Annotated in this window: 18 protein-coding genes; 15 read left to right on the top strand and 3 right to left on the bottom strand. The window is 47.2% G+C overall.

Translation table 11 applies throughout. From position 1 onward, the window contains the following. Positions 1-111 precede the first annotated feature (111 nt). From AAIH57_RS07585 to AAIH57_RS07575, 3 genes are all read left to right on the top strand, one after another. A complete protein-coding gene (locus AAIH57_RS07585) occupies positions 112-852 on the top strand; it encodes a LytR/AlgR family response regulator transcription factor (RefSeq protein ID WP_430021148.1) in 741 nt (246 codons plus the stop codon). 1 nt (position 853) lies between these two features. Then, on the top strand, positions 854-2,152 hold the full coding sequence (locus AAIH57_RS07580) for a sensor histidine kinase (RefSeq protein WP_175398909.1): 1,299 nt from the start codon (positions 854-856) through the stop codon (positions 2,150-2,152). Positions 2,153-2,268: 116 nt separating this feature from the next. Beyond that, entirely contained in the window at positions 2,269-4,320 is a 2,052-nt protein-coding gene (locus tag AAIH57_RS07575) for a serine hydrolase domain-containing protein (RefSeq protein WP_430021147.1), read from the top strand. Between the two features lie 105 nt (positions 4,321-4,425). Here the strand turns inward: AAIH57_RS07575 and AAIH57_RS07570 are convergent, their stop codons facing one another. Then, positions 4,426-5,580: a glycosyltransferase family 61 protein gene (locus tag AAIH57_RS07570; RefSeq protein ID WP_430021146.1), complete on the bottom strand. Its 1,155-nt coding sequence runs from the start codon at positions 5,578-5,580 to the stop codon at positions 4,426-4,428. Between the two features lie 123 nt (positions 5,581-5,703). After that, positions 5,704-6,477 (bottom strand): helix-turn-helix transcriptional regulator, encoded by a 774-nt coding sequence (locus AAIH57_RS07565; RefSeq protein WP_430021145.1) that lies wholly within the window; start codon positions 6,475-6,477, stop codon positions 5,704-5,706. A gap of 311 nt (positions 6,478-6,788) precedes the next feature. Between AAIH57_RS07565 and AAIH57_RS07560 the strand changes: the two genes are divergently transcribed. The 4 genes from AAIH57_RS07560 to AAIH57_RS07545 all read left to right on the top strand — a co-directional run bounded on the left by AAIH57_RS07560 (position 6,789) and on the right by AAIH57_RS07545 (position 13,591). Beyond that, positions 6,789-8,339 (top strand): family 43 glycosylhydrolase, encoded by a 1,551-nt coding sequence (locus AAIH57_RS07560; protein WP_430021144.1) that lies wholly within the window; start codon positions 6,789-6,791, stop codon positions 8,337-8,339. A 248-nt stretch (positions 8,340-8,587) separates the two neighbouring features. Beyond that, positions 8,588-10,165 carry an extracellular solute-binding protein gene (locus AAIH57_RS07555; RefSeq protein ID WP_175398904.1) on the top strand — a complete coding sequence of 526 codons (1,578 nt, stop codon included), beginning with the start codon at positions 8,588-8,590 and terminating at the stop codon, positions 10,163-10,165. A gap of 58 nt (positions 10,166-10,223) precedes the next feature. Next, complete coding sequence (locus AAIH57_RS07550; protein ID WP_430021143.1) at positions 10,224-11,981, top strand: sensor histidine kinase; 1,758 nt, start codon at positions 10,224-10,226, stop codon at positions 11,979-11,981. After that, the gene (locus AAIH57_RS07545; RefSeq protein WP_430021142.1) at positions 11,966-13,591 is read left to right on the top strand and encodes a response regulator transcription factor; all 1,626 of its coding nucleotides are present in this window, start codon (positions 11,966-11,968) and stop codon (positions 13,589-13,591) included. Before AAIH57_RS07550 ends, AAIH57_RS07545 begins: the two co-directional genes overlap by 16 nt. Positions 13,592-13,694: 103 nt before the next feature. Here AAIH57_RS07545 and AAIH57_RS07540 read toward each other — a convergent pair whose 3' ends face one another. Continuing rightward, on the bottom strand, positions 13,695-14,462 hold the full coding sequence (locus AAIH57_RS07540; protein ID WP_430021141.1) for a helix-turn-helix domain-containing protein: 768 nt from the start codon (positions 14,460-14,462) through the stop codon (positions 13,695-13,697). A gap of 295 nt (positions 14,463-14,757) precedes the next feature. Between AAIH57_RS07540 and AAIH57_RS07535 the strand changes: the two genes are divergently transcribed. From AAIH57_RS07535 to AAIH57_RS07500, 8 genes are all read left to right on the top strand, one after another. Next, complete coding sequence (locus tag AAIH57_RS07535) at positions 14,758-16,113, top strand: extracellular solute-binding protein (protein WP_430021140.1); 1,356 nt, start codon at positions 14,758-14,760, stop codon at positions 16,111-16,113. Positions 16,114-16,227: 114 nt separating this feature from the next. After that, positions 16,228-19,125, top strand: a complete 2,898-nt coding sequence (locus AAIH57_RS07530; RefSeq protein WP_430021139.1) for an extracellular solute-binding protein — start codon at positions 16,228-16,230, stop codon at positions 19,123-19,125. 58 nt (positions 19,126-19,183) lie between these two features. After that, positions 19,184-20,101: a carbohydrate ABC transporter permease gene (locus tag AAIH57_RS07525; protein ID WP_430021349.1), complete on the top strand. Its 918-nt coding sequence runs from the start codon at positions 19,184-19,186 to the stop codon at positions 20,099-20,101. A 2-nt stretch (positions 20,102-20,103) separates the two neighbouring features. Beyond that, positions 20,104-20,979 (top strand): carbohydrate ABC transporter permease, encoded by an 876-nt coding sequence (locus tag AAIH57_RS07520; protein WP_062319293.1) that lies wholly within the window; start codon positions 20,104-20,106, stop codon positions 20,977-20,979. Between the two features lie 15 nt (positions 20,980-20,994). Beyond that, a complete protein-coding gene (locus tag AAIH57_RS07515; protein WP_430021348.1) occupies positions 20,995-22,458 on the top strand; it encodes a hypothetical protein in 1,464 nt (487 codons plus the stop codon). Then, a complete protein-coding gene (locus tag AAIH57_RS07510) occupies positions 22,442-23,077 on the top strand; it encodes a Yip1 family protein (RefSeq protein WP_175398898.1) in 636 nt (211 codons plus the stop codon). The genes AAIH57_RS07515 and AAIH57_RS07510 overlap by 17 nt, the downstream gene beginning before the upstream one ends. Before the next feature lie 15 nt (positions 23,078-23,092). Continuing rightward, positions 23,093-25,663 (top strand): DUF5696 domain-containing protein, encoded by a 2,571-nt coding sequence (locus AAIH57_RS07505; RefSeq protein ID WP_430021138.1) that lies wholly within the window; start codon positions 23,093-23,095, stop codon positions 25,661-25,663. Further along, complete coding sequence (locus AAIH57_RS07500) at positions 25,660-26,562, top strand: carbohydrate ABC transporter permease (protein WP_430021347.1); 903 nt, start codon at positions 25,660-25,662, stop codon at positions 26,560-26,562. The genes AAIH57_RS07505 and AAIH57_RS07500 overlap by 4 nt, the downstream gene beginning before the upstream one ends. Positions 26,563-26,573 lie beyond the last annotated feature (11 nt).

The raw sequence follows: 26,573 nt of genomic DNA, 5'->3' as shown, positions 1-26,573 counted from the left end.
AGGGCCTGAATAGTGCATTTCACCCAAATTCAGCTCCGAAACCTGTGATAAAATAGTATATTCGAGAGTGAAATTCAGAGTCGATGTCAATGGAAAGGCGGATGTTCCCTCATGTTCAATGTAGCAATCTGTGATGACGAGGAGAAACAAAGAGAACAAGTGAAAAATATGCTGATCTCCTTGTCACTAAAAACAAATATTGATTTCCAAATTACCTTATTTGCTTCGGGCGAACAGCTGGTTTCTCATTATAAAAACGTTGGGGATACGTTCCATATTCTGATCATGGATGTGGAGATGAGCGGAATGAACGGAATCCAGACGGCCAAACAAATCAGAACTATGAAGCATATGGATGTGCAGATCATGTTTCTGACCAGCTACCCGGAGTATATGGTGGAGAGCTTTGATGTGGTCACCTTTCAATATTTGATCAAACCGATCCAGCCCCATATCTTCGAGGAGAAGATGATTAAACTGTGCCAGTACTTTAAAGCGATGGACAAAAAGTATGTGCTGATCAAGTCAGACTATGAAGAAATTCTGTTGAAATACGATGATATTTTCTGGATTGAGGTCGTTAAGAGTTTAACGATCAAAAACAAACTGAATTTTGTTACAAAAGAAAACACACATGAGAGCAAAGGCATTTTATCCTGTTATGCTGCCGCCTTGAAAGACCATGGTTTTTTGCAAATTCATCGCTCGATTATCATCAACCTGCTGCATGTCCAAAAGTTTTCCGGCGCTCAGGTGGTCATGTTAAATGGTACCGAATTGCCTATTGGTCGTTCAAAAGTCAAGGAAGTCAAGGATGCTTACACCAAATTTATGATTATGAGGATTCAATGATATGGATACATATGTGATCTGGTCCGTCATCGTGGTTACCTTGCTTATGGCGTTCCAAGTGAATTTTTATTTTGATTCTGTACTTGGCAAGTTCAGGCGAAAAAGGCATCGAGCAATCTATTTTGTCCTGTTTATCGTATTGGGTTATTTCTACTTGGCATCATCATTACCTCCAATCGTTTCTTCTGTCGTTGCTTTGTTATTCATCTTCAGTCTGGCGCAATCCTATGAAGTGGAGTTCAAAATCAAACTTGTCTTCACGGTCCTGTATGCGGTTCTGATCACAACGGTGAATTTCATTGCGGTATATATCATAGGGGTACTGGATTCTACAGATTATAGTTCATTGGATCATTTTAACGAGGAACATCAATGGGTGTTCTCCAAGGTGATGCTGCTCGGCTGCAGCATGATGTTCATTGTCATTCAGATTGTCCGCCTTATTGCCAAACGGAGGAGTTTCACAGTACATTATCGCTATTACTTCTTGTTTCTGATTGTACCTACCATTACGATCTACCAGATCAATGTGGCTTCAGTGTACAGTGAAAAAAACATATTTTATGTCGTTTCCGTGCTAGGCTCCCTTTTTCTCAATGTGTTCATTGTTTATGTATTCGATAGTATGGTCGAAAAGGTCCAACTCGCTCATGAAAATGCCCAGCTGCAGCGTCAGATGGATTATCAGGATGCCAACTACGAGAAGACGGTGCACAGTTTCAAAAATGTGAAAAGCATCATTCATGATATCAATCAGCAGTTTTTGTACATTGAAGAATGTATCAAGCAAAACAAGCTTGAAGCGGCGGGGGATCATATTAAACTCACGTTGAATAAGATTGAAGGATCGTACCAGCGGGTGAACTCCGGCAATCTCGTGATTGATGCTCTTGTAACAAATACCATCGCCCTGGGGCAGGCAAATGGAATCAAAATCGACACCCGAATTGGACTTCACTCTCAACATATTCACATTGATCGATACGATCTGTGCGTAGTGCTCGGCAACATGCTGGATAACGCCATCGAGGCTTCCAAGCAGGTCAGACATGCGGAAGACAGATATATCCTGGTTTCGATTCACTCCACAGCGTCTGCACTCGCTATCCAGATTATGAATCATGTGGAGCAAAAATTGACTCACTTGAAGAGTGAAAAGCCCAATCCGGAGTATCATGGAATAGGCCTAACCAATATAGCGAGAATGTGCGAGAAATATGGTGGACATATGAGCATCGAGAATCATCATCGTACCTTCAATAACATGGTCGTGCTCCCGTTTGATCCAAACCATCTCTGAACATACCGTTCGGGGATTGTTTTTTTCCATTCAGGGTCCATTCTCGTTCGATATGCCTCTTCCCGGATATGATGAAAGCAATCATACAAACAGCATCATAAGGGAGGAAGTATTCAATGAAGAAACTGATCAGCATGTTATGTGCGGCAGTGCTCGTGGTCATTCCGATGACCGATGTCAGGGCAGAGGCAAACAGGATGGGAGCGATCGAGAATCAGGCGGAGCGACTTGCGGCACAGATAGTGCAAAATTATGGGGTTACAGGTCTGCAATATGCCATCATGGACGAAGGGGAAATCATTTTGTCGGACGGTGTAGGATTCCACGACAAGGCATCCCAGAAACCAGTCGACAAGGATAGCATGTTTGGTATAGGTTCTGTAAGCAAGATGGTTGTAACAGCAGCTACCATGATGCTGGTCGATTCCGGTAAAGTGGACCTGGATCAGCCCCTCACTTCGTATATTAAAGACTTTGAGATGGCGGATGACCGGTACACTCAAATCACCCCGCGCATGCTGATGAACCATTCTTCCGGTCTCTATGGCACACATTATGGAAACAGCATGTTGTTTGACGATAATGACACTCGCAATCATGATGAATTATTACTCAAACTGAAGTCTGAAAAGCTTAAGTCAAAACCGGGAGCCTATTCCGTCTATTGCAATGATGGTTTCCAACTACTTGAGATATTGGTTGAACGGGTGAGCGGATTAAGCTACAGCGAATATATCGCCAAGTTCATCAGCAATCCGTTACACTTGGAAGCAACCAAAACACCACTGGATTCTTTTGATAGAGAACAATTGTCTGAAACATACTGGCCTACGATGGAAACGAAACTGCCTGTCGAAAATGCCAATATCCTCGGTACAGGTGGAATCTACTCGACTGCAGAGGAATTGAGCCGATTTGCTGAGGTGTTGATAGGGAACAGACCCGACATTCTGTCCGAATCCTCGGCAAAGTCCATGCAAAATCATGAATATCGTCAAGGAATATGGGTATCCGAAGAGAGAAATACCTTTAACTACGGTCTCGGATGGGATGCCGTTGCGCTGGCACCGTTCAGCGATTACGGCATTACTGCACTTACCAAGGGTGGAGACACCATGTTGTATCATGCATCGTTAATCACCATACCTGAACATGATATTTCGATGGCGGTTCTTTCTTCTGGCGGGTCATCCATCTATAACCAGATGTTTGCCAGTAAAGTTCTGCTGGAGGTTCTTGAGGATCAAGGCATTATTGAAGAGATTCAACCTGATCAGAAATTCTCAACACCCGACAAAGTGAAGATGCCGACGGAGTTGACTGCCTATTCCGGTCTTTATGGTACGGTAGGTACAACGCTGGATATAGACATTAAAAACAGTGAGATCAAGCTGCCTGCTTTGCAGGGAGGACTTATCCCGGAGCAGACCTATGTGTACACAGGTGAAGGACAATTTACGAGTCCCGATGGAAGTGTGAAGGTCAGTTTCGAGAAAGAACGTAATGACAAGGTGTATGTTAAAGTTCTGGCAAACATCACGTTACCCGGTTTAGGCCAAACGGTGATGAACACCTATGATTTCCAAAAACTGGAGCATAACACGCTCGATACAGCAACGAAAGAGAAGTGGGCAGCTCGCAATGGCTCGAAGTATTACGCATTGGATGAAAAGATAACATCGATCTTCTATCTGCTTCCTTCAATGCTGATCAAAAATCTATCCGTAGATGCGGAGAACGGTTATGCGAATGGTACCCGAGTTGTTGATCCAGACCACGCAGTGAATGTCGCCGAGATTCCTGTTATGAATGGAAGAGATGCATTCGATTTGCAGCTCTACTCGAAGAATGGCGCAGAGTTTTTGATTCAGGATGGTCAGGAATATATCGCAGAGGATGCCATTACACCGATCTTTGCCGGGAAAACAGGAGTCACCACCATCCCATCCAACGGGCAAGCCCGGTGGTATGCCATCGGCTCCAGCTCGGCGAACAAATCGTTAACGGTGGATTCTCCGGGAAACGGCGGTTATGCCGTGTATAACGAGAAAGGTGAAGTGGTTCACTTTTCCGTAGCAACCAATCAACAATCGACACAGCTCCCGAAAGGTGGTTTTATCGTTTTTGGTGGTGAAGCCGGGGATGTCTTCAAAATCCATCTAAAGTAAATGAATTGAACAATGAGTTCAAAGGAGCATATTGGATCCCGAGCATAGGCTGCCCGTGATCCGGTATGTTCCTTTTTTTCGTGCCCAGATAGCCTGAACGGCTGCTCATGTATGCTGTGTTTTCAGTCCTGCTAAACGAAGAGTTTGCTCCAGCCGATCCAGATCCACGGAGAAGTCCTCCAATCCCGGAAAGCGGTCCTGTGTTGTTCCGGCATCCTGCCCATACATCATATAATAATCAAGTTTGTTATGGTTGCTGATCATCCAGTAAGTAGGCACTACATGCCGGGTATGAAAAATTTCGACGACAAGGGTTCCCTCCATGCAGAAAGCAAGATTGGCCAGCCCGGCTCCATGTGGTGAAACAATTGCTTTTGAGGAAGAAAAGAGCTGAACTTGCTGGGCAACGGTCAAATCCTCTAGACATACAGGAGTGAACCCATACGGCTCCAAATGCCGGATTACTTCGTCCTCGTTAGCGATCCGTCGGGCAGAGGCTTTGCTCCGAGAAATGAAAATGCGATCAGGAGAATGCAGCGTTGTATCGCATCCGGGTAGCATAAACGTCCGAAGGATAGCTGTGGCCCAAGGAGGATAATGGGAATTCATCATGAGGGAAGGTACGACCAACCCGTCGGCCTGAATTTCCAGATCATCTTCAGTACGAATTACGGACGATTCGGATACGCCAAACATACATAACGTTTCTTTCACAAAAGATCCATGAGGATTCGGATTCATGACCAGTGATTGAAAAGGAATATTTAAAACCCGAAGCATACCCAGCCGCGGCAGCACATCATATAACCAATGAAAATAATTATGACTCCCACAAAAAGTTAAAACGGCCGCTGTCCCCTCGAGATGCTGATGCTCTTGAGCCTTCCTTCGATGCAAAGCGGGGTGTTCTTCCAGTGTCAGCATTCTGTTTTGTTGTCCATCATACTCAGGGGAAAGTTCGAAAATCAGTTTTCCGTCCGATGTCAGGATAGAACCTGTTGATCCCCAAACACGCCCATTCGGTATGCAGGCAACATATCCGCCTTCGGGATGAAGGGTGTAGGGCATCAAATAACGATGTATCTCCGTTTCAGGGGTTTTCGGAGCCTCGAATTTGGCGACTCCGCCAAAATGAAAAGGGGAAACCATTTCATCGCCGCCGGGGGAAACGGAGGCTATCCATTCCCAGATGTCTCTATAGAAACCGTATTTATTTGGATTGGTGTCTGTCGATTTAGCATTGCCGCACATTTCATTCATTCTTCGCCCTCCAGCACCATGGTTACTTATGAAGCTAATTTATGCAGGTAGGCCATAAAGGGCACGAAGAGAACGGACTTTATATGATGCCAAACTTTAATTTCAGATTTTTGCAAGACACCATCAAGACGTAGAAGTGATGGATTTGCGGTAAGCACGCGGTGTACAGCCAACCACTTGTCTGAATTGCCTGGAGAAATGCTCGACATTCCGATAACCGCAAAGTTCACTGATGTCTGAAATTCTGGACTGGCCATGAATCAGTCTTTCTTTGGCCAGACGAATTCTGGATTGAATGACATCTTCCATGCAGGAGATGCCAAATGTAGTTTTATATATCGTTTGCAGATAGCCCGGACTAAGATGGACACAATCGGCCATGACAGCAACGCTCCATTCTTGTCCCGGGTTGTGGTTAATGGCTTTGCGCAAATTCAAAAGATCCTGATAATGAGGCTTGTTTTCGGCGGACTGAGAGGCTTCGAGAAGCTTGTTAAACATAATTCGAAACAAATAATCAATGGAGAGCTCACGGTAATCACACTGAAGAAAATTTTCGGTAGCCATCAATTGGAACAACTGATGACAATAACCAGGATCCGGAAGAAGAATGGGAGTGCCGAGCGGAAGAGCTGTCTCCAGTACATACGCTTCATCGGAAAGAAATCGCACCCAGTCATTTACGTATTGATCAGAGCACGCACGATACATGATTTTCTGATAAGGCGGGTATAGGACGGCACAATTGGCCGGATACGCTTTTATTTCGCCATTCACCCAGAATTCTGCCGGAGTCTGTGTAAGAATAAGCAACCAGAAGTCATGACCTTCCGGTATGTCATAAATGAAATCAGCAGGATGAGCGGCATCATAACCGACATAAAAGATCGTATTCATAGGATTCTCCAATCTTGGGATAGATCAATTTTGCGTTAGTATATATCATTCTTTGAGATGCACTTCTACTTTATAATTTTAAGGGAAAAACGCTAGGAAATCACTCATTAATCGATAAATTTCGAGAGGTTTATCGTCGGGTAAGTCTTTGAAATCATCAATAACGGAGACGTAATTTTGCCGGTTCTATCTTGATAACGATGGACTTCCGGTCATGGATTTAACCGAGGATCGTGATCTGTAACAAGAATTCGTTAATGTATCTGTTGAGGTTGTGATGAAACATGAATAGAAAGGGGAGAACGAAAAGTATGTATGCAAACCCGATTATTTGGGCTGATTATCCGGATCTAGATGTGATTCGGGTCGAAGATACCTATTATATGGTCAGTACAACCATGCATATGATGCCGGGCTGCGTCATCCTGCGGTCCTATGATTTGATCCATTGGGAGACTGCAACTCATGTGTACGATAGACTTGATGATACACCAGCCCAGTGTTTGGAGGAAGGCAAGCAGATTTACGGCAAAGGCATGTGGGCTGCCTCGCTTCGGTATCACAAGAACAGGTTCTACGTTATTTTCGTTGCCAATGATACGCATAAGACATATCTGTACACTGCCCAGGAAATAACCGGTCCCTGGACCAAACAGTATGTGGAAGGGTTTTATCATGATTGTTCTCTGTTTTTTGACGAGGATGATCGAACCTACCTGATACATGGCAACACCGAGATATATCTGACGGAATTAAGTTCTGATCTGTCCGGACCTAAGCCTGGTGGAGTACAGCGAATGATCGTAAAAGATAAGCAGCCTCATTTCCTCGGCTATGAAGGTGCCCATTTCTACAAAATTAACGGAAAGTACTATGTGTTCCTAATCCATATATCCAAGGCTTCTGGCAGAAGAACACAGGCGTTCTATATGGCCGATTCGTTGGACAGTGAGTTTGTTGGCGGTGAAGCATTCAATGATGACATGGGATATTTTAATGCAGGGGTAGCTCAGGGGGGAATCGTGGATACACCGGATGGAGACTGGTATGCCATGCTGTTTCAGGATCATGGTGCCATCGGACGTATACCTGTGCTGGTCCCGCTGCACTTCGAGAACGATATACCGGTGTTTGCCGAGAAAGCTCCGAAACAAATCCTGATTCAGAGTACAAGACCCAATTATACATATAAACCTCTGATTGGGAGCGACGCATTTCATTATGAAGCCGATGAAACAGGGAAGGTAAGACTGAACGATTTTTGGCAGTGGAACCATACCCCACACGATGGCCTCTGGTCCGTGACCGACAAACCGGGCGTTTATCGGATTCAATCCGGACATATTCGTCCCAACCTGACCTTTGCCGTTAATACACTGACACAGCGTGCAATGGGTCCCGTTTGTGAAGCGACGGTCACATTGGATGGAAGCGGGCTAAAGGATGGCGACTATGCCGGTTTGAGTTTTCTGATTGGCACATATGGGTTGATTGCACTCACGAGGAATGAAGGTCGTTTAGAATTAGTCATGCTGGCAAGAAACAGCGAGGATTCATCCATCTTCGGTAACCTGATCGATGCGGAGCCAGCTACCGAATACGCAAGAATTCCGATGGTGGAATCCGTAGTTACGCTTAAGGCTATTGGAAATTTCGTGGACAACCAGGATGAGTGTTCATTTTTTTATCTGGAAGGATCGCAGTGGAAGCCGCTCGGAATTACCCACAAAATGGTTTATAAATTGGATCATTTTATGGGATGCCGGATCGGATTGTTTTTATATTCGACAAGCATGATCGGAGGAATCGCTGATTTTTCGAATTTTGAATATCAGGTGATGCTTGCGCATAACGGGAAATAACGGAATGAAGTCGCCGAGCCGGCGGCTTTTTTTTCTATCAACAACTAATCTGGTTCTGCTCAGCTGAAGCGAATTCATGTACAATAAGAACAGGTTTGAAGATCAGGGGACAAACCATCCATTTCGGCCGAATCGGGGTGCATACTTTGCGCATTACTGCGTTAACCAAAACCAAATTAGTTATGATCCTCCTGCTTAGTGCATGCATACCAACAGGACATACAAGCGGATATTCGGAACAGGACTTAATGAATATCGACGTTCAGGCTGCGGAAAATGAGCCGCATATTAGCAAATACAGCTCTCCGGTACAGGTATCCTTTGTCAGAGAGGTAGGGGACGATCTGGAACAAATGATCAGCCAGCTGCCTGGAGAGAGTCTGCTCGACAATCGATGGACCCGGTTGTATGAGGAGAAGCTGGGGATTCAGCTTCAATACGACTGGATTGCGAGAGGGGACGTTTATGGACAGAAGTTGGGTGTTTCTCTTGCTGCCGGTCGTATTCCTGACATTGTCAGGGTAAATCCGTACCAGCTAAGACAGTTGAGTAATGCAGGTCTGATTCAGGATCTGTCAGAAGTGTACCAAACCTATGCCTCTCCGCTTACGAAGAGCATATTGGAGGCAGAAGGAAGCGGCCCGTTTGACGCGGCAACCATTGATGGCAAATTGATGGCCATTCCTGAAACGGCATCCTCCATAGAATCTGCCCAGTACTTGTGGATTAGGACCGACTGGCTAGAACACCTGCAGCTTGATCGGCCTGAAACCATGGAAGACGTGCTTGAAATTTCTAAAGCGTTTACAGAGAGAGACCCGGACGGCAACGGTCAACGGGATACGTACGGACTTGCCCTAACGAATCATTTGTGGGACCCGGTCATGGGGGCTGTCGGCCTGATGGCCGGGTATGGCGCATATCCGAATATATGGATTAAGGATGAGGATGGCAGACTTGTATATGGCGGCATACAACCCGAAGTCCGAAAAGCACTGCAAGTGCTGCAAACCATGTACCTGGAAGGTCAGCTTGACCCCGATTTCAGCTACAAAAAAGGAACGAACGAAGCAAGACTGATCCAGAACGGAAACATTGGCATGCTTTATGGTGAACAATGGACTCCTTTTAAGATCCAGTCAAGCCGGGAGAACGATCCAAAAGCAGAGTGGCAGGCTTTTCCCATCCTTGCTGAATCCGGAAAATTGGCGAAGGTGCAGCTTCGCACCAATACTTGGCAATATTTCGCTGTTAGAAAAGACTACGCTCACCCTGAAGTCATCATGAAACTCATGAACTTGCATTTGGAAACCAACTGGGGTGAGCACGCACAGTACGAAACATACTACAATGACGATTCCAAGGCCGTATGGATGCTCTCGCCGGTCACCCCTTTTCCGGGGACCAAAAACCTGGACGCTTACCGCCAAATTCAGGAAGCGAACCGCTCGGGTAATCTTTCCGTTCTCCAAGAGGAAGCATCGGCTATTCAGAAGAGAATTGAGGCGTATACCGAGGAGAACGTGGAGAGCGGTTGGGGATGGAAGCAAACCTATGGACCGTCAGGTGCGCTCAGTATAGCTGATGGCTACGAAAGAAACGGACAACTACTGTACGATCAATTCACGGGTGGAATTACTGAAACAATGGTTGATCGGCAAATCATACTAAATGATCTTCAGCTTGAAGCCTATCTGAATATTATTCTGGGCAGACCCATAGAAGAGTTCGACCTGTTTGTGGATAATTGGCTAAAGCTGGGTGGAGATCAGATCACTGCGGAGGTTAATGCGTGGCTCAATACAAAAACGGCAATGGAGCATTAAATGGATCCTTTAGAGTTCATTCATGCAAGAAAGCGAACCACATGCTGGAGGGGATGAGTTGATTAAATTCCCGGCCCAATCATGGCGCAGCAGCATCTTCGCACGACTGGTCGTAACCTATCTGATCTTTGTTCTTCCACTGATTCTCTTGGGGATATATCTGTACAACTGGAGTTACGACAATGCCAGCCAGGAAATATCGTCTTCAACGGAAAGAAGGCTTGATCGTTATCTCGAAGAATTGAACCGGGAAATCGAATGGATGGAGCTGCAGCAGTTTGACATTGTGGAGGACAGGAAGCTAAACAGGCTTGCCGTACTATGGGAGATGATGGATCAGGTAGATCGCCGCGAGACATTGAACTACCTGTCCGATCGGCTTGCGACGTTTAAGAACAGCAGTGTCTACATCAAAAACGTTCATGTGCATATTCGCACGATTGGCAAAAGCATCTCCGCCACGCATGGAATTGACGATTACAACAGAGATTCCTATGAATACTTCAGCTCAGGCAAGGAGGGAAAGGGAACTCGTTTCATGGTGAAAGAGGGTGTAATGAACCTGAGTGCCGTGCGGCTGACTGGCAAAAAGGGAGAGGCTCCGCTGTTCGTGGTTCAGGTCGAACTGGATACGGATCAATTTCAACATGCGCTGACCCAGCTTAATCTGTACCCTGATAGCGGGTCCTTCCTGCTGGAGGAAAAAACGGGACAGATCATCACCGACTTTTCGCAGCGTGATTTTATCCTTTCTGATTATCGTAAACAGATTGTCAGTGGCGAACATGGTGCATTTCAGGTGAAGGTAGACGGCACAAGTTATTATGTCAGCCAGAGCCGTATGGAACCGCTGGGCTTGTCGATCGTAACGTACTTGCCGGAGAAAAGTGTAAAAAGACCACTTACCAAGTTCTATCATTGGGCCTGGTTGTTTGCAATTACATCATTTGTTGCCATTTCGGTCTTCTTATATTCAAGTTATAAGCTCATCCACATTCCTCTGTTTTTGCTCGTCAAGAGGTTCAAAAAAATGGAAACCGGCGTACTGGATATCCCTATCGTGCACAAGCGGAAGGATGAGTTCGGTTTCCTGTATACCCGGTTTAATCAGATGCTTGAGAAGCTTCAGCTGCTTATTGATCGGGATTTCAAACAAACGATGATGATGCAGCGCGCTGAATTGAAGCAGCTCCAATCTCAGATCAATCCCCATTTTTTATATAATAGTTTCTTTATTCTCAATTCACTTGCAAGAACAGGGGATACGGAGCGGATTGAACAATTCACCAACATGCTTGGCGAATATTTCAGGTTTATTTCCCGGAACGAAACCGATCAGATCAGGCTGGAAGAAGAAGCGGCCCATTCGCGTACATATACCGAAATTCAAAAGCTGCGCTTCTCCAGACGCATACACGCAGACTTCGGAGATTTGCCAGCATCGATGGAACACATTCGTGTCCCCCGATTAATCATACAGCCCATCATTGAGAATGCTTATGAACACAGTCTGGAAAAAATGACCGCTCAGGGCATGCTTCGAGTCCGGTTTGGCATGACGGAGCAGATCGCAGAGATTACGGTGGAGGACAATGGGCATGAATTGGAGGACGGTCAAATCGCTGCGCTTCAACAACGTTTGCATGAAAAAAGTGACACGGAGGAAATGACCGGATTAATGAATATTCATCGTCGGCTGATGCTGACCTATGGGGAAGATAGCGGCTTGTTTTTGACGAGAAGTGAACTGTCGGGATTAAAGGTCACAATCCGAATTCATATGGAAGGAAGGGAAGACGGATGTATCGACTTTTGATTGTGGATGATGAGGAAATCATTACGGATGCTCTTTATGAAACCTTTGCAAGATATATGCCGGACCGTCTGGATGTATACAAGGCTTATTCTGCGAGTGAGGCATTGGCCTGGATGGAACGCTCAAGGATTGATATCGTTTTGATAGATATTCGCATGCCGGGTATGAATGGTCTTGAGCTGACAGAGCAGGTTCAGGTCTATTGGTCGCACTGCCGTGTTATTTTTCTGACAGGTTACAGTGACTTTAACTATGCTTACAAGGCTTTTCAGATGCCCAATGTCCGTTACTTGCTCAAAACGGAAGGGTATGACAAGGTTATGGCTGTAGTGGAGGAAGTGATGGAAGAGATTAGGCAGAGTCACGACATGCATGAGTTGCTGGAGAAATCATCTGAGATCACTTGCAAGTTGGCGCTCCTTCAACAGGAAGAGTTTCTGCGGAATCAGCTTCAGAACGGCACTGCATATACGGATTCCACTTTTGAGATTCAGAAAGAATTGGATCGCTGGGAGCTTGGTCTGCATGCTTCTTCTTCTGTATATGTCGTACTGGGCCGGTTCCATTCCAAGGATAAACTTACCCATTTGGAACGCGCACAGATTCAGGCACAGACGCAATTAATTGTTTCCTCGTTGTTGGAGGAGCACATAGTTCACGTTAGCGTGCCGGACCATTACGGGGATATGGTATGGCTCATTCAACCCCGGTCGGATACAGAGCCAGGCAGTTCTTTTGTCCGATACCTGGAGGGAACATTGGAATTGATCCAGGAAGCATGTATGACTTCACTTGGCATATCTGTGGCTTTTGCGTTGGGCGGGAAGAGCTGTCAGTGGTCAGAGATTCCCCGGCAATATGAGCGGTTGAGGCAGCTTCACTGGATGAAGATTGGAGATGGCATATCCATGGTGCTTAAAGATTATGATGATGTTCTTTCCAATCAGGGCCAGAGGGAGTTTACACGGGTCAGTAACCGAATTGAAGTGATGTCAGGGTATTTGGAAACAGGGCGAATCCAGCAATTTTATGAAGTGTTTGAGGAATTGGTCAATGAACTGATTCAACAGGATGTGAATCTGGAAAGAACCATGGAAACCTACTATAATCTTGCGCTGCATCTGTATTCAGTCATCAATCGATGGGATTTGAATCAGGATATACCGGATCAACGCAGACTGCTGCATCTCAACGAGTATACGTGTATGAAAGATGCCGTGCAGTTTTTGTATCAGGCAGCCGACCAACTGGTGCGCTTCAAAAGTTCGAATGAACAGGAGCGGGCAAATGCCGTAATTCACTCGCTCTGTACTTACATCACCGAGCATCTGGAAGAAGACCTTTCTCTTGTAAGGCTTGCCGAGCTTTATCATTTCAATCCATCGTACCTGTCGCGTTTCTTCAAACAGGAGATGGGAATCAACCTTTCCGAATTTATTGACGAGCTGCGAATCCGCAGAGCGAAGGATCTGCTTCGGAATGCGGATCTCATGGTTCGTGAGGTTGCTCTCCAGGTCGGCTATGAGGCAGCTCATTCCTTCACCCGTTTTTTCAAAAAGGTGACAGGCATGACTCCCCAGGAATTCAGGGAATCTTTGATGGTCCGTTAATTGGAAAGATAACGAAGCGAAATAAGGTCACAGGCTCGAATGTCCTGTGACCTTATTTCGCTATTGGTTTAACGGCTCGCCCAAGGAAGGCTAATCTCTTGCTTTATGCGGTGAACGCTTTTTGTTTTCGATAGGCATTGGGACTTACGCCTGTGGTTGCCCTGAATTTTTTATAAAACCAGTCTGTGTCCGTATACCCTACCTCTGCTGCAATTTCATAAATCCGCAAGTCTGTGGACTTCAGCAGAAGTTTGGCTTTTTCCATTCGCTGCTGAAGCAAATAATCATTGAAGGACATGTTTTCTTCCATTTTGAATTTTTGCCCAAGGTATGCGCAGTTAAAATGAACCATATCGGCAATTTTCTTCAATGTGATATCCCCATTCAGATGATCGAGGACATAAGCTTTGATGATCTTAATCACCTGGGCGGAATGGACCTGCTGACCCTCAAGTTGAATGAGTGATCTGAATGAGGGCAGATTTCGTTTTGGTCTATCAGGTTCAAGCCGGGACTGGAGTCTGTTGAGACTATGAAGGAGGGAAGAGCCATTGAACCTGCCGGGCAGATAATCGCTTACTTGATAGGCTAGTGCTTTGCGGACAAGCTGAAAATGATCATTGCCTCCCATGATCAGAATGGGAATCTGGCTCCTCTTTCGAATGTGATGACATACCCACAAACCTGCAGCAGTACATCCTCCGGTGCTTATGAGCACTACTGTAAACTCCCTCTCAGACAATGCCGATAAAGCACACTGGGCAGAAACGACTCGTTTTCCAATAGTATATTCAGATTTGCTGCGGTGCAGCAGCTTTTGCATTTCCCCGAATACACAGCGACTGAAATCCACAAGCAGGATGTTATGCATGAAGCAATCTCTCCCTCTCAATTGATATAAACCGAATCAGGTCCTCTTCATATCCGGATAACAGATGTCTTAATTTCATTATGAGAAGAAAAGAAAGCGCATACAATGTGCATTTATTTGTAGAGGGAGCATTTATTTACCACTTAACTACGTAAATGCTCTAATCTGCATTCAATTTGCCAAAACCTATAGTTTGCCAGGGTAAACACCTGTAATTACACATGTTGTTTGCGCTTTCATTTAAACGCTACACTTTGATGGCAAACGATAAAACCACATTCAGGGGGGACAACGAATGAGAAAAAGCATGTTCATGCTAACGAGTTTGATCCTTGCAGTCATGCTCTTGTTGAGCGCATGCAGCTCCGGCTCCAGCGCTCAAACAGAGCCAGAAACAAAGGCACCGCAGGAAGAGCAGGCAACCAATGAAACAGAACCAAAGAATGAGAAATCCACCCCAGAGATGGACTTTGACATGGGGGGAAGAACCATCAAGGTGGTTGCTTGGTGGGATATGGAAATGACTGATAGCAACCCGGATAACATTCAGCGAATCGAGAACCTGGAGGCACTGAAAAAGAAGCATAACTTTGACATCGAATACATTTCGATTGATTTTGGTGAGTATCAGGAGAAGGTCGTGGCTTCCTTAATGGCAGGTGAACCGCTGGGCGACATTGTGCGGCTGGGCAAAGACTATGCCATCCCGGCACTGACCAAGCAGGACCTGTTATGGCCCATTGATGAATACACCAAGAATGATCAGGTATTCAATCAGAAAACGACGAACGAATACTTTCAGTATGAAGGCAGAGGTTATGGTTTCACCGAAGATCAATCTTCATTTATCAGTGGGATCTTTTACAACCGGACACTCATGCAGGAGCTTGGCATGAAGCCATTACAGGAATACGTGGACGCAGATCAATGGAACTGGGATACGTTTATTGAAGTAGCCAAACAAGCAAACAAGGACCGCAACAACGATGGAAAGCTCGACACATGGGGATTGGCTCAAACGGGACTGCTTGAGCCTGTCCTCTATTCCAACGAAGCGTCTCTGACCAAGGATGACAAACAAAATCTGGAGGACCCAAAAACAAAAGAAGCACTGAGTTTTCTTTCCAAATTGGCGACAGAGAAGATAGGAAGACCTACGGAGGGCGGGGATTGGACGGAACCAGCGACCTTTTTCCGTCAGGGGAATACACTCATGTACTCGGGAGCCATGTATGAAATTGAAGGCATTCGAACAGATATGAAGGACTACGACATCGGTTTTGTTCCTTTCCCAAAAGGACCAAGTGCTACAGCATACCATTCCGGGGAATCGCGTTATCAGGCACTGACGATTCCTAAGGCAGTAGAGCATCCGGAACAGCTGATGTATATCTGGGAAAAAATCAATGAAATTGAATCCATCTACGATTACCCTAGCCAGTCCACCCTGGAGACTCATCTGACGGATGAGGCCGATATTGAAAATGCCAAAACCGTTGCTGAGGGTATGCTGGTGCTGGATCACAATACGTTCCCGTCTCTGCCATTCTGGGATTTCAACGGTGAACTGCTTGAAGGGGTGTCCGTATCAACGGTCATTGAAAAATATAAGGCACCTTTCCAAGCTTCCATTGATGAGGTCTACAAATAAGCATACTTAATCTGCTCTCTCGGGACGAAAAGGGGTCTATGGCTTAGGTCCCGAGAGGCCATTCCGTGCTAACCATCATACTCCACGGCAGAAGGAAGGGGGACGTATTCGAACATGCGGTCACGAAAGAAAAAGGCACTGATCCTGCTGCTGGCCATGGTGATGATCCTCTCATTATGGAGCATTTACCTTACAAGGGATCGTGGTCCGGGCATCGTTCAGGCGCGCGAGGATTTCGAAGCGGTATCCGGTACAGAAGACTCTCGCAGCTATGAGCATTACCTCTCTGTTCACGCTGACGCAGACAAGCCAGAGCAGACCATACGGATTGAGGGAGAGTCATTCACCCAGGCGGTGAACGGGGAGTTCGAGATCGTCAATGCGTATGCCGGTTTGGACGGGAAAGCCGTCATCACTCCGGAATCCGGAACCATCAACTGGGAGGTTCCTGTTCCAGCCAGCGGGTTATACCAGATGCGCATACATTATTATCCTGCTGCAGGCAAAAGCTCCGGGATTGAGCGGCAGTTGGAGCTGAATGGAGAGGTTCCGTTCAGAGGAGCCGATGTACTGTTATTTGACAGGGTATGGGGGAATCGCGATGACCATGTTCGCAGGGATGATCGCGGGAACGACCTTCGGCCACGGCAGGTGGAGCAACCAGCTTGGCAGCTGGCCTCTTTTAAGGACAGTGCGGGTTACTTCGAAGAACCATATCAATTTTATTTTGAAAAGGGAACACAGATACTGTCGCTGATTTCCCTGCGCGAAAGCATGGCGATCGATTATATCGAGCTGTACCGGGAAGAGAGCATTCCAGCCTACACAGAGCTGCAGGCCGATTATGAAGCAGCAGGTTTGATGCCGGCTGATCCTGTCTCGATCAAAGTACAGGGAGAGGAGGCAGTGAGTAAATCCTCGCCAACCCTTGCCCCCATCTCGGATCGCTCAAGCCCGTCTCTGGAACCGTATGATGTATCCAAAATCCGTGTTAACGCCATTGGGGGCATCAACTGGAAGCTTCCTGGTGAATGGATCGAATGGAATGTGGATGTACCGGAAGACGGCCTGTACCAGATTGGGCTCAAAGTAAAGCAGGATCAGCTGCGCGGCGTTTATGCCACACGTAGTCTGACGATCGATGGCAAAATTCCTTTTGAAGAAATGAAGCGTATTCGATTCAACTACAGCCCGGATTGGCAGACACAGGTGCTGGGCACAAGTGAGAGTGAGCCTTACCTGTTTCATTTGGAGAAAGGAATTCACCGCTTGCGTATGACCGTTACGCTGGGGGATATCGCTCCACTGCTGCGTACAGTGGAATCAAGCGTGCTGGAGTTGAACGAGATGTATCGTAAAATTCTGATGATTACCTCCAATAAACCGGACCCCATGAGGGATTATCAGCTGGAAACGCGCATTCCAGAGATGGTTGAGGTATTCAAGCGGCAGGCAGACATTCTTCGATCGGTTGCTGACTACCTGGAGAAGGCGACAGGTGAACAGAGCGATAAGGTCGCCATTCTCCATGCCATGGTGATTCAGTTAGAGGACATGGCGGCTAGACCGGAAACTGTGCCCAAGCGTCTGGACACCTTTAAGATCAATGTAGGCGGGTTAGGGACCTGGATTCTTTCCGTCCGTGAGCAGCCGATCTCACTGGATTACGTCCTGGTATCCTCACCGGATCAGAAGATGCCGAAGGCAGAGGCGACGATGCTGCAGCAGATGAAACATGAAATGGGCGCTTATGTCGCTTCGTATACGGAGGATTATGACAGCATCGGAAATGTTGAACAGAATAAGGATTCCATTACGGTGTGGATTACAACAGGACGCGATCAGGCACAGGTTCTGAAAGGTCTGATTGATGTTTCCTTTACACCGGAAACCGATATATCCGTTCAATTGCGCCTCGTTCCGCCTAATATTTTGCTGCCTGCCACGCTTGCCGGGGAAGGACCGGACGTTGCCATGCAAATGGGCGAAGATATTCCAGTGAATTACGCCATGCGGAATGCAGCGGCAGATCTGAGTACATTCCCGGATTTTGAACAGGTTGCGAGCCGATTTCGCGCAAGTGGATTGACGCCATACCAATTCAACAACGGAGTGTATGCACTTCCGGAGCAGCAGCATTTTCCAATGTTGTTTTATCGAAAGGATATTCTGAAGGAGCTTGGCCTGGAGCCGCCAAAAACGTGGCAGGATGTGTATAATGCCATTTCGGTGCTGCAAAAGCACAACATGGAGTTCTACCTGCCCATTGAGGATACGACGAACAATGCCAACATGGTACCCAACGCAACCTTTGCCATGCTGCTCTATCAGAACGATGGCGAATTTTATTCCGCAGATCAGAAGGAAAGCGCGCTCAATTCGGAGATCTCCATGGACGCATTCAAGCGTTGGACCCAATTTTATACCAATTACAAATTCCCTCTGAAGGCTGATTTTCCAAACCGTTTCCGTACCGGGGAGATGCCGATTGGTATTGCGGATTACACCACCTACAACATGCTGACGGTCATGGCACCGGAAATTCGAAACCTTTGGGATTTTACGATCGTTCCTGGCACGCAGCTGGAGGACGGGACTATAAGGCATGAGGTGGCAAGTGCCACAAGTGCGGTCATGATGCTGGAAAACGCAAAGAACAAGGAAGCTGCCTGGGAGTTCATGAAGTGGTGGACCGACAAGCAGACTCAGATCGAATATGGCAGAGAGATGGAAGGGTTGATGGGGGCAGCGGCGCGCTACCCGACTGCCAATATTGAAGCGCTGGAGCAGCTGCCATGGCCAGTTAAGGATTATCAAAACCTGAAGAAACAGTGGGAGTGGGTAGAGGGCATTCCTCAGGTTCCCGGCGGATACTTTACGGGCCGACATCTGGACAACGCATTCCGCAAAGTGGTCAATGCCAATGAGAATCCACGTGAAGCCTTGGCTGATTATGTCCTGTACATTGATGATGAAATCGAGCTCAAGCGCAAGGAATTTAATCTGAAGTAGAGAGAAGGGAGGGTAACGGTTGCACGCAGAAACCACCAAGTCATCCACTGCTCCTGCCATCACCACAAGGCAGAGCAGCTGGTGGTCCCTTTTGAAAAGGGATTTATACCGAAGCAGGCACTATTATGTGCTGATGGCACCGTTTATGCTGATCTTTTTCCTGTTTACTGTCATTCCGGTGGGCATCTCGCTGGGGCTCAGCTTTTTTCACTTCAATATGCTGGAGCTGCCCCGATTTGTCGGCTGGCAAAATTATTCACGGCTGTTTTTGAACGATGATGTTTTTTTGATTGCACTTAAAAATACGCTGCTGTTTGCCGTGATTACGGGACCTGTCAGCTATATTGCCTGTTTTTTGTTTGCCTGGATTATCAATGAGCTGTCACCCAAAATCCGTGCAGTCATGACACTTGTATTCTATGCACCTTCCATTTCAGGGAACGTTTTTTTTATCTGGTTAATCGTGTTCTCGGGAGACAGCTACGGATACATGAACGGTTTCCTGATGCGTCTCGGCGTTATTCTTGAACCGATTCAATGGCTGTCGAATGAGAAGTACGTGCTGGCCATTGTTATCATCGTACAGCTGTGGCTCAGTCTCGGAACGAGTTTCCTTGCCTTTATTGCCGGACTACAGACCATCGATCGGTCCCTGGTGGAAGCGGGTACGGTGGACGGTATCAAAAATCGGTGGCAGGAGCTTTGGTATATTACGCTGCCTTCCATGAGACCCCAGTTGATGTTTGGTGCGGTCATGCAGATTACAGCTTCATTTGCCGTGGCCGAAATCTCCATCGCACTGGCTGGTTTCCCGAGCGTTAACTATGCAGCACATACCGTTGTAACCCATTTGATGGATTTTGGAACCATTCGGTTCGAGATGGGCTATGCGTCGGCGATAGCGACCGTTTTGTTCGCCCTCATGCTGGGAACGAACGTGCTGACACAAAAAATGCTTAGAAAGATAGGTGAATGACAATGACCAGCAAGGTACGTGCCGTTTTCGGCATGCCAAGAAGACTCAATCGGTCATTTACCGTCAGTCTGATGCTGTTTGTACTGCTGGGTCTGTTCGGCTCATTTATGGTATTGCCGCTGATCTATACGGTCAACAATGCCTTTAAACCTCTGGATGAGCTGTTTATTTTTCCGCCGCGATTCTGGGTGAACAATCCGACGATGGAAAATTTCGCGGATCTGATCAATCTGATGGGCAACTCCTGGGTTCCTTTATCCAGATACATTGCCAATACGCTGTTAATTACGCTGCTGGGAACGGCAGGACATATCCTTCTCGCTTCCGCAGCAGCTTATCCGTTGGCGAAATACCGATTTCCCGGTTCAAATGTACTGTTTACGATCGTGATCCTGTCGCTGATGTTCTCACCACACGTCACGGCAATTCCAAACTACATGGTGATGTCCTGGCTTGGATGGATCAACACCCATGCATCCATCATTGTGCCTTCTCTCGCATTCTCTCTAGGTCTGTTCCTGATGAAGCAGTTCATGGAGCAGATTCCGGATGCGCTGCTGGAGGCAGCCAAAATCGACGGGGCGAACGAATACCGTATATTCTGGAGCATCGTCATGCCTAACGTGAAGCCCGCTTGGCTCACGCTTATGATTTTACAATTTCCAGCATTATGGGGAACAGACGGCGGAAGCTTCATTTACAGTGAAAACCTGAAAACGCTGCATTATGCGCTCAGTCAGATTACTCAGGGTGGTATCGCCCGGGCAGGTGTCGGTGCTGCGGTAGCACTGCTGCTCATGATTGTACCGATTACCCTGTTTATCATCTCCCAGAGCAGTGTTATGCAGACGATGGCAACTTCCGGGATGAAAGAGTAGAAGGGGGGCAGCAACATATTGAACAGCGTGTGGAAAAAATGCGGATGGCTCACCCTGGGCCTTGCCTGCCTCCTGGGCTTGGGAAGCGCAGCGTCAACGGCTTTCGCCGATGGTCAGACGAGTGCGTACAATTATTCCTACTGGGGAGATGCGGTTCGTTCTCCTGCTGCATATGAGGCGACAGGAATTGTTACGGGCAAGGAACTGGATATTGGTATGTTCAAAGAACCGAACGATATGCACGTCACTGCTGATCAGCGGGTGTATGTGCTGGATTCCGGCAACAGCCGTATTGTCGAGCTGAATCAAGAGATGAAGCTGACAAGGGTTATCGATTCTTTTGATCATGATGGAACGAAAGACAAGTTCAAACTTCCACAGGGATTATACGTATCGGACAACGGGCAGCTGCTCATAGCGGATACGGGTAACCAGCGGGTAGTGCATCTGGATAAGCAAGGTCAACTGATCAAAATGGTGGAACAGCCACAATCGGAGCTGCTGAAGCCAGACTTTCAGTTCAAACCACTGCGGGTGGTTATGGATAAAGGCGAACGAATCTATGTCATGGCTGAAGGTGTCTTCGATGGCTTTATGGAGTTTAATTCCGATGGAACTTTTGCTTCCTTCATTGGAGCCAACAGAGTCCAGGTTGACCCGGTGGAGTATTTGTGGAAACAGTTTGCAACTCGTCAGCAGCGCAGCCAGATGGTCATGTTCACACCAACCGAGTTCACCAATATGGACATGGACGGAGAGGGCTTCATTTATGCAACGAGTGGAGACAAGACCGGATTACCGATCAAAAAACTGAATGCACAGGGCTTGGACATTCTGAGAAGGGAAGGATATTATCCACCTCAGGGTGATTTGCTGTACAGCAATGAGAAGGGGCCTTCACGTCTCATTGATGTCGACGTTGGAGACAGCGATATGTATTCCGTGCTGGATGCCAATATGGGACGGATCTTCACCTATAACGGGGACGGATATTTGCTACACATGTTCGGAGGTATCGGAAATCGGCTTGGACAATTCAACACTCCTATTTCTCTGGAACGTGTGGGGGATCGCATGCTTGTCCTGGACAAAGCGCTCGGGGAAATCACCCTATTCCAAACCACTGAATACGGACGTACGCTTCATGAAGCTGTACGCAGTTATTTCAATGGAGACGAAGAGGGTTCTGCCGCGAACTTTGCCAAAGCCGCAGATATGAATGCCAATCTTGAATATGCCTACGCAGGTATCGGAAAAGCGCTGTTGCGTCAGAAGGAGTATGCGCAATCCACGCAATACTTTAAGCGAAGCATGGAGAGAGAAGGGTATTCCAAAGCGTTTCTCCTGTATCGAAAAGAACTGCTCCGCGAGCATTTTTCATGGATCATGTCCGGACTGTTATTGGTCGTTATCGTGCTAGTGATCACGTTCCTAGTCCGCAGGCAGAGAAGGGGGAGCACACATGCAAGCATCAAGTAAACAGCTGATCCAATATCCGCTCCATCTCATTTTCCATCCATTTGACGGATATTGGGAGCTGAAATATGAACGAAATCAGAGAACAACGCTGATGATCGCATGGATCATTCTTGCTGTACTCATGGTGACAACGATTCTCCAGTCCCAATACAGCGGTTTCCTGGTGAACTTCAACAATCCGAAACGACTGAACAGTCTGATGGAAATGGTGTACGTCATTGTCCCGGTGCTGTTCTGGTGCACAGCAAACTGGTCGTTGACTACCCTTATGGACGGTGAAGGCAAATTTTCTGAAATCTTCATGTCCACCTGCTTCGCATTGGTTCCGCTGATTTTGATACAGTTTCCATGGATTTGGCTCAGTCTGATCATTTCCAGTCAGGAAACCGCCTTTTATTATTTCTTTAACATGGCTGCCACGGCCTGGACGGTATACCTGCTATTTGTCGGCAATATGACGGTGCATCAATACTCACCCGCCAAAACAGTGCTGACCATGCTTTTGACGCTGGTTGCCATGGCATTCATGGCCTTTCTCTGCCTGCTGTTCTTCAGTCTGGTGCAGCAGATTGTGTCCTTTGCAGCCACCATCTATCAGGAACTTGTACTTCGGGGCTAAGGAAGGAGAATGGAGATGAACTATGACGTGGTCAAAAAAATGATCGTAATCCTGCTCGTATTCGGCCTGTTTCTTAGCGGATGTCAGTCTGGTTCTGCGCCTGTAACCAGGATGTCAGCGAATGCAGATGAGCAAGCGGAAGTGCCTGTGCTGCCACCTGGAGAGAAGCTGGTATCGTCTTTCAGGGATGCCCGTCTCCCGGATATGCTCGGGCTCGTTCAGAATGACGAATTACAGCTACTCATTCAGGAGGATACAGCCGAAATCGCGGTGGTTCACAAGCGAAGCGGGCAGGTCTGGCGCAGCAATCCCGAGGAGCGGAATCTGGATGCGCTCGCTGCAGGAATTAATAAGGACCTGCTGTCGGCGCAGGCCAAACTCACCTTTTACAACAGCTTGGGACAGAGCAGCTCGGTCAATTCCTATACCGATAGTGTAGCTCATCAACAGATAAGCTACGAATTGTTGCCAAACGGCGTTCGGGTGAATTACCAGTTTGGAAGCGATGAGAGTTCGATTGATGATCTGCCTGTAAAGATCAGCAAAGAGCGATTCGAGCAGAAGCTGCTTGCTTCGCTCGACAAGGCCGGGCAGCGGGCTTTGAAGATTGGATATGCGCAAGATAAGGGAGAGGACGTCTACGTAAGGAATGACAAAGCGCTGCAAGGGCTTCAGCTGACGCGTGCCCTGAAGGCTTTTGAAACAGCCGGATACACCTCTGAGGACCTTGAACTGGACAATGCCGAGCATGGCATAGAACAGGAGAAGAGCGGCCCCCGCATGTTTATGGTTTCCATCGAATACGAGCTGGACGGGGAATCATTGGTTGTACGTGTTCCAGCAGCAGACATCCATTTTCCTGAGCAATACCCGATTAACAGCATTTCTGTACTGGATTACTTTGGGGCAGGTACAGCGGAACAGGAAGGATCTCTGTTTGTTCCTGACGGTTCAGGAGCGCTCATTCATTTTAATAATGGAAAAGTTCAATACCCTTCCTATCAGCAGGACATTTATGGACCGGATCTAACCATGAAGCTTCGGGAAGTGGATTCCTCCGAGGAAAGAGCCAGGCTGCCGGTATTCGGTCTCATTCGCGAGGGCGGCGCATTTCTTGGCATCATTGAAGAGGGTGCAGCAGCAGCCGTTGTAAATGCCGATATCAGCGGAAAGCTGAATAGCTACAACAATGTGTATCCAAGCTTTTACGTTGTAAACAAGAGTGATGTAACTCTTCAGGCCAGCGACATGGTACGCACACTTCCCAAGTTCCAGAAGAAGCCGACCGCATCCGATTTTGTCGTTCGTTATGCTTTTGCTGGGGCAGAGAAAGCCTCTTATTCCGGTCTGGCTTCCTTATATCGTGACTATTTAACCCAGACGAACGGTCTTCCAGCGAAGCAAACGACTGAGGCTGATAAAGACATTCCATTTTACTTGAAGCTTATCGGCGGAATGACGACCAAGAAACATATGCTGGGCATACCTTACGACTCCACTGAAGCCTTGACCACCTTTGATGAAGCCCGGCATATCTTGTCGACCCTGAAAGGAAAACAAGTGTCCAACATCCAGGTTCGTTATGCAGGTTGGTTCAACGGGGGACTTCAACATCAGGTGCCGGATTCCATCCATGTGGATGGAGCGATTGGAGGAAGAAAAGGCATGCAAGCATTCAGTGAGTATACCCGTGAAGAGGGAATTGGATTTTATCCCGATGTGGCTGTTCTGAATGTACACTCCAAGAAAGGATTCAGTCCTTCCAAGGAGGCTTCACGTACCCTTACGCAGGAACCTGCGCTTCTGTATCCTATGGATCCCGCAAGACTGCGGCGTGACCGGGATCGACTCCCGTCCTATATCCTCTCTCCACATTTGCTGGATGATGTGACTCAAGACATGTTGAAAGCGCTGCAACCTTTTGAGCTAGGTGGACTGTCTCTGCGTGATCTCGCAGAGCAATTGAACAGTGACATGAATCCCAAAAAATTGATGGATCGTACAGGCGCGCAAACCGCGGCCACCGAAACCTTGAAGCAGATTGCACAGCAAGGTATACCCGTTGTCGCTGAAGGAGGGAATGCTTATTCCCTGCCATATGTGACAGGTCTGACGGATGTACCGATGTCCAGCAGCCGCTTCAAATTGGAGGATGAAGAAATTCCGTTTTTCCAACTGGTTACACATGGGGGGATCAGCTATACAGGTGCTGCTTATAATCTGTCTACGTATACCGATGCGAGAGAGTACGTGCTGAAGCTCGTGGAGTACGGCGCAAGTCCTTATTTCACTTGGTTTAACGCACCGAATCATGTCGTTAAGGAAACGGATTATGACTATCTGTATGCTGCACATTATGAACAATGGATGGATCTGGCAGCCGAAATGTATGAAGAGGTCAATCTGGCCAATCGTGCATTTGCAGGATCTCACATGGTATCCCATGAGAAGCTTGCTGAAGGCGTGTTCCAGACGACCTACGAAAACGGCGGGTTTGCGATAGTGAATTATAACGACTTCCCGGTACAGGCAGCAGGCCAGACCGTGGAAGCCAAAAGTTATGTGACAGGTGGTGAGCAGCTCTGAAAGCGCTATTGAGAGGGAAGTGGGGACGACGGACCTATGCCCAGCAGAAGGCTGCCTGGGGAGTCATCTACGTGCTTCCTTGGCTCATCGGGTTTGTACTGTTCTTCTTTGTTCCATTGCTGGCTTCTCTTCGTTACAGCATGAGCACCATCCAGGCAAACGCGGAGGGCATATCCATTCAGTTCACGGGTCTTGCCAACTACGTCCAGGCATTGACGGTAAATACCAGCTTCAACCGGGCACTCATTGAATCCATAACGGATGTAGTAGTCAATGTGCCGTTAATCGTTATTTTCAGTTTGTTTCTGGCTGTGATTCTCAATCAGAAGTTCCCGGGTCGGGCGATCGCGCGGTCCATCTTTTTCCTTCCGGTTATTCTGGCATCAGGGGTCATTATGTCATTGGAAAGCACTAGCCTGATCGAGGCTGTAAATCAGAACAGTACTGGCGGCAGTGCCTTGGGTACATTTGAGCTGGAAAGCCTGATGCTGGACGCCGGGCTGAGTGAGTGGGTTGTGACGTATTTGAGCGGGGCTGTAGACCGCATTTATCAGATCGTTAGTCAGTCAGGTGTCCAGATTCTAATCTTCCTGGCTGGCATCCAGACCATATCACCTCAACTGTATGAGGCATCCAAAATGGAAGGTGCTACGGGATATGAAGCCTTCTGGAAAATTACATTTCCGATGGTCAGCCCGCTTATTTTTGTCAACGTCATCTATACCATTGTGGATTCGTTTGCCAACAATGCCATGACAACGCTTATTCGGGACACGGGTTTTGTGAAATTTGATTTTGGATTAAGTTCAGCCATGGCGTGGGTGTATTTCGTGGCCATTGCTATCATATTGGTGCTCGTATCCCTCATTTTCTCCAAACGTGTCTTCTATCAAGATTAGAAAGGGGGTTG

Source organism: Paenibacillus sp. MABNR03, assembly GCF_050455445.1.
In the GTDB taxonomy this organism is placed as follows: Bacteria; Bacillota; Bacilli; order Paenibacillales; family Paenibacillaceae; genus Paenibacillus; species Paenibacillus xylanilyticus.
The sequence above is the reverse complement of the archived record's forward strand: the minus strand, read 5'-3'. Positions and strand labels throughout refer to the sequence as shown.